9 protein-coding genes are annotated in these 8,760 nt (G+C 71.1%); 6 read left to right on the forward strand and 3 right to left on the reverse strand.

All coding sequences use genetic code 11. The features are described 5' to 3' along the window. The first annotated feature begins 118 nt into the window (after window positions 1-118). From ITX44_RS14345 to ITX44_RS14360, 4 genes are all read left to right on the forward strand, one after another. On the forward strand, window positions 119-910 hold the full coding sequence (locus ITX44_RS14345; RefSeq protein WP_205357542.1) for an ABC transporter ATP-binding protein: 792 nt from the start codon (window positions 119-121) through the stop codon (window positions 908-910). A 109-nt stretch (window positions 911-1,019) separates the two neighbouring features. Then, window positions 1,020-1,454 (forward strand): NfeD family protein, encoded by a 435-nt coding sequence (locus ITX44_RS14350; protein ID WP_205357543.1) that lies wholly within the window; start codon window positions 1,020-1,022, stop codon window positions 1,452-1,454. A gap of 300 nt (window positions 1,455-1,754) precedes the next feature. Beyond that, window positions 1,755-2,723 carry an SPFH domain-containing protein gene (locus tag ITX44_RS14355; RefSeq protein WP_205357544.1) on the forward strand — a complete coding sequence of 323 codons (969 nt, stop codon included), beginning with the start codon at window positions 1,755-1,757 and terminating at the stop codon, window positions 2,721-2,723. A 188-nt stretch (window positions 2,724-2,911) separates the two neighbouring features. Continuing rightward, window positions 2,912-3,676 carry a sulfite exporter TauE/SafE family protein gene (locus ITX44_RS14360; protein WP_205357545.1) on the forward strand — a complete coding sequence of 255 codons (765 nt, stop codon included), beginning with the start codon at window positions 2,912-2,914 and terminating at the stop codon, window positions 3,674-3,676. Window positions 3,677-3,736: 60 nt separating this feature from the next. Here the strand turns inward: ITX44_RS14360 and ITX44_RS14365 are convergent, their stop codons facing one another. From ITX44_RS14365 to ITX44_RS14375, 3 genes are all read right to left on the reverse strand, one after another. After that, a complete protein-coding gene (locus ITX44_RS14365; protein ID WP_205357546.1) occupies window positions 3,737-4,240 on the reverse strand; it encodes an HNH endonuclease in 504 nt (167 codons plus the stop codon). 596 nt (window positions 4,241-4,836) lie between these two features. Next, window positions 4,837-5,376 (reverse strand): YbhB/YbcL family Raf kinase inhibitor-like protein, encoded by a 540-nt coding sequence (locus ITX44_RS14370; RefSeq protein WP_205357547.1) that lies wholly within the window; start codon window positions 5,374-5,376, stop codon window positions 4,837-4,839. Window positions 5,377-5,423: 47 nt separating this feature from the next. Continuing rightward, on the reverse strand, window positions 5,424-6,221 hold the full coding sequence (locus tag ITX44_RS14375; RefSeq protein WP_205357548.1) for a sporulation protein: 798 nt from the start codon (window positions 6,219-6,221) through the stop codon (window positions 5,424-5,426). An 83-nt stretch (window positions 6,222-6,304) separates the two neighbouring features. Between ITX44_RS14375 and ITX44_RS14380 the strand changes: the two genes are divergently transcribed. After that, a complete protein-coding gene (locus tag ITX44_RS14380) occupies window positions 6,305-6,943 on the forward strand; it encodes a DNA-3-methyladenine glycosylase (protein WP_205357549.1) in 639 nt (212 codons plus the stop codon). Between the two features lie 187 nt (window positions 6,944-7,130). Continuing rightward, on the forward strand, window positions 7,131-8,390 hold the full coding sequence (gene tyrS / locus ITX44_RS14385) for a tyrosine--tRNA ligase (protein WP_205357550.1): 1,260 nt from the start codon (window positions 7,131-7,133) through the stop codon (window positions 8,388-8,390). Window positions 8,391-8,760: the final 370 nt, after the last annotated feature.

An 8,760-nucleotide genomic window follows, 5' to 3' on the forward strand; every position in this document is an offset into this window, starting at 1 on the left:
CCAGCCTATGGACTGGACCGCTCATGCGGTGGCGTAAGTTTTCCCCGGGGAGTTCTTCTGGCTCGTGCCGTGCCCGGCACACCGGACTGCCGAGACTGCAATGGGAGACAACGCGCTCATGAGCGATGTGCTGGAGCTGGTGGACGTATCCGTGGTCCGCGAAGGACGGGCTCTGGTGGACCAGGTCGCGTGGTCGGTGTCCGAGGGCGAGCGCTGGGTCATCCTGGGCCCCAACGGAGCGGGCAAGACGACCCTGCTCAATGTGGCGTCCAGCTACCTCTTCCCGACCAGCGGCACCGTCTCGATCCTGGGCGAGAAGCTGGGCGGCGTCGACGTCTTCGAACTGCGTCCCCGCATCGGCATGGCCGGCGCCGCCATGGCGGACAAAATGCCCCGCCGGCAGACCGTCCTGGAGACCGTGCTCACCGCCGCGTACGGCATGACCGCCACCTGGCACGAGGGGTACGAGCAGGTCGACGAGGACCGCGCCCGCGCCTTCCTGGACCGGCTCGGCATGAACGACTTCCTGGACCGCAAGTTCGGCACCCTCTCCGAGGGCGAGCGCAAGCGCACCCTGATCGCCCGCGCCATGATGTCCGACCCCGAACTGCTGCTCCTCGACGAGCCCGCCGCCGGCCTGGACCTCGGCGGCCGCGAGGACCTGGTCCGCCGCCTGGGCCGGCTGGCCCGCGACCCGATCGCCCCCTCCATGATCATGGTCACCCACCACGTGGAGGAGATCGCCCCCGGCTTCACCCACGTCCTGATGATCCGTCAGGGCAAGGTCGTCACCGCCGGCCCGATCGAGCTCGAACTGAGCTCCCGCAACCTGTCCGTCTGCTTCGGCCTCCCGCTCGTCGTCGAGCGCCGCGGCGACCGCTGGACCGCCGCCGGCCTCCCGCTGTCCTGACGACCCCCCCCGTACCTGCCCTCTCGTACCGCCTCCCGCACAACATCCCCCCAACTGCGCCCGGTTCGGCCCTTTTCGGGACTGCCGTACCGGGTTCCGCCCGCCTACGATGGGTGACGTGGACGCGTGGTTGTGGTGGCTGGTGGCAGCGGCAGGGCTCGGCATCCCGCTGGTGGTCACGGCGATGCCGGAATTCGGCATGTTCGCCGTCGGCGCGCTGGCCGGCGCCGTTGTCGCCGGCCTCGGGGCCGGCGTGGTCGCCCAGGTCCTGGTCTTCGTCATCGTCTCGGTCGCCCTCATCGCCGTCGTCCGGCCGATCGCCTACCGGCACCAGCGTCAACGGCCCGAACTGCGCAGCGGCGTCGACGCCCTCAAGGGCAAGCAGGCCGTGGTCCTGGAACGGGTGGACGGCGGCGAGGGCGGCCGCATCAAACTGGCCGGCGAGATCTGGTCCGCCCGGGCCCTGGAGGACGGCCGGGTCTTCGACCCCGGACAGCAGGTGGACGTGGTCGAGATCGACGGAGCGACCGCGGTGGTCATGTAGCCATGTAGCCACCCATGTGCCCATCCATGTACCCACACAGCCGTCACGCGGCCGTCGGCCGGCCCGAACCGGCCGGGAACCAGATGGAATCAAGCCGAACAATCCAGCCGAATCGGCACCACGACCGGCAAGCCGCCCGCGGGCAGTCTTGCGGCGGTCGCCCAGCGGGCATTCATCCAACAGGCGTGCACCAGGCCATCCGCCCGCCACGGACCGGGAATTCGCCGAACCCGGCCCACGGCACACCGATGGTCTGCCAAGATCGATCAGCAAACGGCCAAGCGGCGCGGGAGTCGGACCATGCAGCCCATCATCATCGTCCTCATCATCCTGGTGGTGCTCGTCTTCATCGCGCTCATCAAGACGGTGCAGGTGATCCCCCAGGCCCAGGCGGCCATCGTGGAGCGCTTCGGCCGCTACACACGCACCCTCAGTGCCGGACTGAACATCGTCGTCCCCTTCATCGACACCATCCGCAACCGGATCGATCTGCGCGAGCAGGTGGTGCCCTTCCCGCCGCAGCCGGTCATCACCCAGGACAACCTGGTGGTGAACATCGACACGGTCATCTACTACCAGGTGACCGACGCCCGCGCCGCCACGTACGAAGTGGCCAGCTACATCCAGGCGATCGAGCAGCTCACCGTCACCACCCTGCGCAACATCATCGGCGGCATGGACCTGGAGCGGACCCTGACCTCCCGTGAGGAGATCAACGCGGCCCTGCGCGGCGTCCTCGACGAGGCCACCGGCAAGTGGGGCATCCGCGTCAACCGCGTGGAGCTCAAGGCGATCGAGCCGCCCACCTCCATCCAGGACTCGATGGAGAAGCAGATGCGCGCCGACCGGGACAAGCGCGCCGCGATCCTCACCGCCGAGGGCGTCCGCCAGTCCCAGATCCTCACCGCCGAGGGCGAGAAGCAGTCGCAGATCCTGCGGGCCGAGGGCGAGGCCAAGGCCGCCGCCCTGCGCGCCGAGGGCGAGGCCCAGGCCATCCGCACCGTCTTCGAGTCCATCCACGCCGGCGACCCGGACCAGAAGCTGCTGGCCTACCAGTACCTGCAGATGCTGCCGAAGATCGCCGAGGGCGACGCCAACAAGCTGTGGATCATCCCCAGCGAACTCAACGACGCGCTCAAGGGCCTGGGCGGGATAGTCAACATCCCCGGCATGCCCGGCGGCGGCGGTGGCGGCGGGACCGGCGGTGCCAACGGCACCACGACCGCCCCGGCGCCGCGCCGCGAGAACCCGCCCTTCGACAAGAACTGACCGCCGCCCGGCGGCAGCCGCTACGGCCGGTCCCGAGCGGGGGCCGGCCGTACTGCTGTTCCCCCACAGCTCCGCGTGGGGGTACCCCCGCGAGGCATGACATGATCACACCGCGCCTTCCGGTCACCGCGGTCATCGGCTCACGGCCCCGGCCGGCGAGGCGGCGCGCGAGATCATGGAGAGGGTCTATGTCACCAGCGGAAGCCCTGGCCGTCCTGGCGGCCGGAATCGGCGCGGGCACCATCAACACCATCGTCGGCTCCGGCACCCTCATCACCTTCCCCGTCCTGCTCGCGGTCGGCCTCGGCCCGGTCACCGCCAATGTGTCCAACGCCCTCGGCCTGGTCCCCGGCTCGATCGCCGGTGCCCTCGGTTACCGGGCGGAACTCGCCGGACAGCGCGACCGGCTGCTGCGGCTGGGCGCCGTCTGCCTGCTCGGCGGCGCGGCCGGGGCCGTCCTGCTGGTCACCCTGCCGTCCAAGGCGTTCGACGCGATCGTGCCCGGCCTGATCGGCGCCGCCCTCGTCCTGGTCGTCGTCCAGCCCAGGCTGGCCCGCTACGTGCAGGCCCGCCGCGACCGGGACGGAGCCGCCGTCCCCGTCCACGGCGGCCCCGCCCTCATCGCCGGACTGCTCCTGGCCAGCATGTACGGCGGCTACTTCGGCGCCGCCCAGGGCGTCCTCTACCTCTCCCTCATGGGCCTGCTGCTCGACGAGCCCCTCCAGCGGATCAACGGCCTGAAGAACGTCCTGGCCGCGATAGTCAACGGCATCGCCGCCGTCTTCTTCCTCGTCGTCGCCCACATGGACTGGGCCGCGGTCGGCCTGGTCGCGGTCGGCGCCACCATCGGCGGCGTGCTGGGCGCCCGGGTCGGCCGCCGCCTGCCGCCCGTCGCCCTGCGCGCCCTCATCGTCGTGGTCGGCGTCGTCGCCATGGTCCGCCTGCTGCTCTGACCGCTGCCGGGACCGTACGGCCGACCGCTGCCGCCGTACGGCCTTACGCTCCCGGTCCGCTCAGGCCGGCAGCGCCAGCCACTCCGGCAGCGCCCCCCGGTCCCTGACCCCCAGCGCCAGCAGCAGCGCGTCCGCCGGGGTCGGCTCGAACGGCCGCACCAGCAGCGTCATCCCCGCCTGCTCCGGAGTACGGTCCGCCTTGCGCTGGTTGTCCTCCGCGCACGCCGCCACGGTGTTCAGCCAGGTGTCCCCGCCGCCGTGCGAACGCGGCACCACGTGGTCCACGGTCGTCGCCCGACGCCCGCAGTACGCGCACCGGTGCCGGTCCCGGACCAGCACCCCTCGCCGCGACCACGGGGCCCGTTGTCGGAACGGCACCCGTACGTACCGGCAGAGCCGGATCACCTGCGGCACCGGCATCTCCACCTCCGCCGCGCGGATCCGCAGCCCGGGGTGCGCCTGTTCCACGACCGCCTTGTCCTGCATCACCAGCACGACCGCCCGCCGCAGCGACACCGTCGACAACGGCTCGAAGCTCGCGTTCAGCACCAGGGTGTCCCGCACGTCGCCCACCTCCCCGCACACCGGCTCCGCCCCGCGGCGAAGTGGCTCCACTGTGCCTGCGGGCCTGTCGGTGGACAACGCAATTTCCCGCGAAAGGACGGCGCGTGACCGGGGGTGGGAAAACCGGAAAAGCTTGCGGAAAGCGGGAGTGAATCCACCAGGAGTGAACCCATGGGCAGCGCATTCGCCCAGCCCGGCGGAAACCGGCCGACGCGACGGACCCCCGCGAAGGACTGGACGGAACGGGACGGACGTCCGCGCTCCGGATGGCGTCCCCCGTGAGACCGCTCATCCGGAGCGCCCGGCCGGCGCGGACACCCGGTGGTGAAGCGGGTTCCGACAGACGGCCGGGCACACGCGGCGAACGACCGCCGGGCGCGCCACCCCGCCGCCTCCGCCATCGCGGTGCCGGCCACCCCGGGACAAGGGGCCTCCGGGCGCATGACCGGGAGCCGCCGAGTCGCCGGGCAGGAGCCCACTGTGCGCCACGCCGGCCCGGGCGGGCAACGCATTTTCCGCCCGGGCCCCGACATCACCCGAAAGGGGCACCCCGCGGCAGCCCCGCCCGCCGGCCGGCCCGCTGCTCAGCCGGCTGCTCAGCCCGCGGCCGGCACCTCGTACTCGGCGATCAACTGCGCCCGCCCGAGCGTGTGGAACCGCAGGTTGAAGCCCACCACCGCGGGCGAGGCGGTCGCGTCCGGCCCCAGCTTCGCGGCGTCCACGGCGTACACCGTGAACACGTAACGGTGCGGCCCGTCCCCGGGCGGCGGCGCCGCGCCCCCGAAGTCCTGCGAGCCGTAGTCGTTCCGCGCGTGCACCGCCCCGGCCGGCAGCCCGGGGAAGGACCCCGTGCCCGCGCCCCGCGGCAGCTCGGTGACCGACGCCGGGATGTCGAACAGCACCCAGTGCCAGAACCCGCTGCCCGTGGGCGCGTCCGGGTCGTAACAGGTCACGGCGAAGCTCCGGGTCCCCGCCGGGAACCCCTCCCACCGCAGATGCGGCGAGACGTTGCCCTTCGCGTACACCTGACCGTCCGGCAGGGTCGCACCCGGCACCACGTCCTCGCTCACCACCGTGAACTCCGGCACCGGCGGATGGAAGTCGTGGGGGAGCGGCCGCCGCGCTTGCTCGGTCACCTCAATACCTCCGGGTCGCTGGGAGCACTCGCCCCGAGCCTATGGCCCTAGAACCAATTGCGCCTGCCGCCGACCTCCTCCAGCCACTGATGGAGGTACCCCGCCCAGTCCGTCCGGTCGAACTCGTGCAGGCTCATCGTGAACGACCGGTACGTGTCGCTGCCCTCGCTGAACAGTCCCGGCTTCTTGTCCATCTCCAGCACCACGTCCATCTCCGTGCCGTCCGCCACGAAGGTCAGCTCCACCTGGTTCAGCCCCCGGTACTGCGACGGCGCGCGGAACTCGATCTCCTGGTAGAACGGCAGCCGCTGCCGGGTGTGCCGGATCACCCCCTTCTCCAGGTCCGCGGACTTGAAGGCGAACCCGAGCTGCCCGAAGGCGTCCAGCAGCGCCTGCTGGGCCGGCAGCGGGTGCACGTTCACCGGATCGACGTCCCCGGCGTCCAGCGCCCGGTCGATCGACAGCTCCGTGGTCACCCCGATCTGCATCCCCGTCAGATGCCGGCCCAGCACCGTCGTCACCGGCGTCTCCCACGGCACCTCCAGCGCGAACGGCACCTCGAAGACCGCCTCCGGCCGCAGCTCGAACGCCCCGCCCAACTGCTCCCGGTGGAACTCGATGTTCTGGTGGTACTCCGTGTCGTTGCCCTGCGAGTCCTCCCCCTCGACCTCCACCCGGGCCTGCAGCCCCACCGACAGCCCCTCGATCCGCTGCTCCACCGAGCCGCCGGTGATCCGCACCTGGCCGTGCACCACCCCGCCCGGCACGACGTCCGCGTCGGTCAGCACCGTCTCCACCGACGCCCCGCCGGCCCCCAGGCTCGCCAGCAGCTTCCTGAACCCCATCGATCCGCCTTCCCGTTTGACCCGGACTTTGCGATCTTTACGAACGCCGGGGCGCCCCGCACGGTTCCACTACGCTCGACCGGGTGATCACCGCACCCGCGCGGACCCCGCTGAGCCGTTCCTTCTTCGACCGGCCGGTCCTGGAGATCGCCCCCGATCTGCTCGGCCGCACCCTGGTCCGCACCACCGACAAGGGCCCCATCGAACTGCGCCTGACCGAGGTCGAGGCGTACGACGGCCCGAACGACCCCGGCTCGCACGCCTACCGCGGACGCACCGACCGCAACGCCGTGATGTTCGGCCCGCCCGGCTTCACCTACGTCTACTTCACCTACGGCATGTGGCACTGCCTCAACCTGGTGTGCGGCCCTGAGGGACGGGCCGCCGGAGTCCTGCTGCGGGCCGGCGAGATCGTCACCGGCGCCGACCTCGCCCGCGCCCACCGGCCCGCCTCGCGCAAGGACAGCGACCTCGCCCAGGGCCCCGCCCGGCTCGCCACCGCCCTGTCCGTCGACCGCACCCTCAACGGCTGCGACGCCTGCGCCGACGACGGCGGCCCGTTCCGCATCCTGACCGGCACCCCGCCGGCTGCCGACCGCGTCCGCACCGGACCGCGCACCGGCGTCGGCGGTGAGGGCGCCGCCCACCCATGGCGCTACTGGATCGACGGCGACCCCACGGTCAGCCCCTACAAGGCCCACGTCCCGCGCAAGCGCGGCTGACCGGCTCCGGGCCCTCTCCGGAGGGATACGGTGCCGCGGCCGCCGGCCGGCCGCGCCCCGGTGGCCCCGGCCACGGCAATCACCCGCGCGGGCGGTACCCGGGACCGCGTAGGCTCGTGAACCGTCCGGCTGCTTCACCGAACCGTCGGACCGAGAACCACCGGATCCCCAGAGGAGACACGCAACCGTGACGGACATCGTCGACGAGCTGCAGTGGCGCGGACTGATCGCCGTATCCACTGACGAGGACGCACTGCGCAAGGCGTTCGCGGACGGCCCGGTCACGGTCTATTGCGGCTTCGACCCGACCGCGCCCAGCCTGCACGTCGGCAACCTGGTCCAGATCCTCACCATTCGCCGGCTCCAGCACGCCGGCCACCGGCCGCTCGGCCTGGTCGGCGGTGCCACCGGACTGATCGGCGACCCCAAGCCCACCGCGGAGCGGACCCTCAACGATCCCGAGGTCGTCGCCGCCTGGGTGGACCGGGTACGCGGCCAGATCGAGCCCTTCCTCTCCTTCGAGGGCCCCAACGCCGCCGTCATGGTCAACAACCTCGACTGGACCGCGGGCCTGTCCGCGATCGAGTTCCTGCGCGACGTCGGCAAGCACTTCCGGGTGAACAAGATGATCACCAAGGAGGCCGTCTCCCGCCGGCTCAACTCCGAGCAGGGCATCAGCTACACGGAGTTCAGCTACCAGATCCTCCAGGGCATGGACTTCCTGGAGCTGTACCGCCGGTACGGCTGCACGGTGCAGACCGGCGGCAGCGACCAGTGGGGCAACCTGACGGCCGGCATCGACCTGATCCACCGGGTCGAGGGGACCGCTGTGCACGCGCTGGCCACCCCGCTGATCACCAAGGCGGACGGCACCAAGTTCGGCAAGACCGAGGGCGGCGCGGTCTGGCTCGACCCGGAGATGACCACGCCTTACGCCTTCTACCAGTTCTGGCTGAACGCCGACGACCGGGACGTCTCCTCCTTCCTGCGCATCTTCAGCTTCAGGTCGCGGGAGGAGATCGAGGAGCTGGAACGCGCCACCGCCGAGCGGCCCCAGGCCCGCGAGGCCCAGCGCGCCCTCGCCGAGGAGCTCACCACCCTTGTCCACGGCGCCGACCAGTGCGCCGCGGTTGTCGCCGCATCAAGGGCGTTGTTCGGCCAGGGCGATCTCGCCGGCCTCGACGAGCGCACCTTGGCCGCCGCCCTCAGCGAACTGCCGAAGGCCCAGGTCACCGAGCTCGCCCCGGTCGCGGACCTGTTCGCCCTGGTCGATCTGGTGCCCAGCAAGTCCGCCGCCCGCCGCACCATCAAGGAGGGCGGCGCGTACCTGAACAACGCCAAGGTGGAGACCGAGGACGCGGTCCCGGCGGCAAACGACCTGATCCACGGCCGCTGGCTGGTGCTGCGCCGCGGCAAGCGGAACCTCGGCGCGGTCGAACTCGCCTGAGACGGCTGGATATCCACGTTTGGGCGGCGGCCGAACTTGACTCGGTCGCCGCCCCTGCGTAACGTAGATCGAGCCGCTGAAACGGGGCGCAGGGTTCACACCAGGCCCCCGCGAGCGAGCGGCAACCCACTCACCAACGGCTTCCCGGACACCGGGTTGTCTTTCGGCACGCCGGAATTCAATTCAAGCCGAAGATGAACCGCCGATTATGAATCGGTGAGGGAGTCCGGTAGAGTGGGAAACACGAAGGGAAAGCCCGGAGGGGTGCTGGGGACAGCAACCGAAGGCAGCTTCCGTTCTTTGAGAACTCAACAGCGTGCCAAAAGTCAACGCCAGATATGTTGATACCCCGTCCGGCGCGGTAATCGCG

Origin of the sequence: Actinacidiphila acididurans, from assembly GCF_016918855.1 — a bacterium.
GTDB lineage: Bacteria > Actinomycetota > Actinomycetes > Streptomycetales > Streptomycetaceae > Actinacidiphila > Actinacidiphila acididurans.

Excerpts from the sequence above, each read along its gene's own strand:
- ITX44_RS14345 (WP_205357542.1), top strand. The coding sequence starts at position 119 with ATGAGCGATGTGCTGGAGCTGGTGGACGTATCCGTGGTCCGCGAAGGA.
- ITX44_RS14350 (WP_205357543.1), top strand. The coding sequence starts at position 1,020 with ATGGGTGACGTGGACGCGTGGTTGTGGTGGCTGGTGGCAGCGGCAGGG.
- ITX44_RS14355 (WP_205357544.1), top strand. The coding sequence starts at position 1,755 with ATGCAGCCCATCATCATCGTCCTCATCATCCTGGTGGTGCTCGTCTTC.
- ITX44_RS14360 (WP_205357545.1), top strand. The coding sequence starts at position 2,912 with ATGTCACCAGCGGAAGCCCTGGCCGTCCTGGCGGCCGGAATCGGCGCG.
- ITX44_RS14375 (WP_205357548.1), bottom strand. The coding sequence starts at position 6,221 with ATGGGGTTCAGGAAGCTGCTGGCGAGCCTGGGGGCCGGCGGGGCGTCG.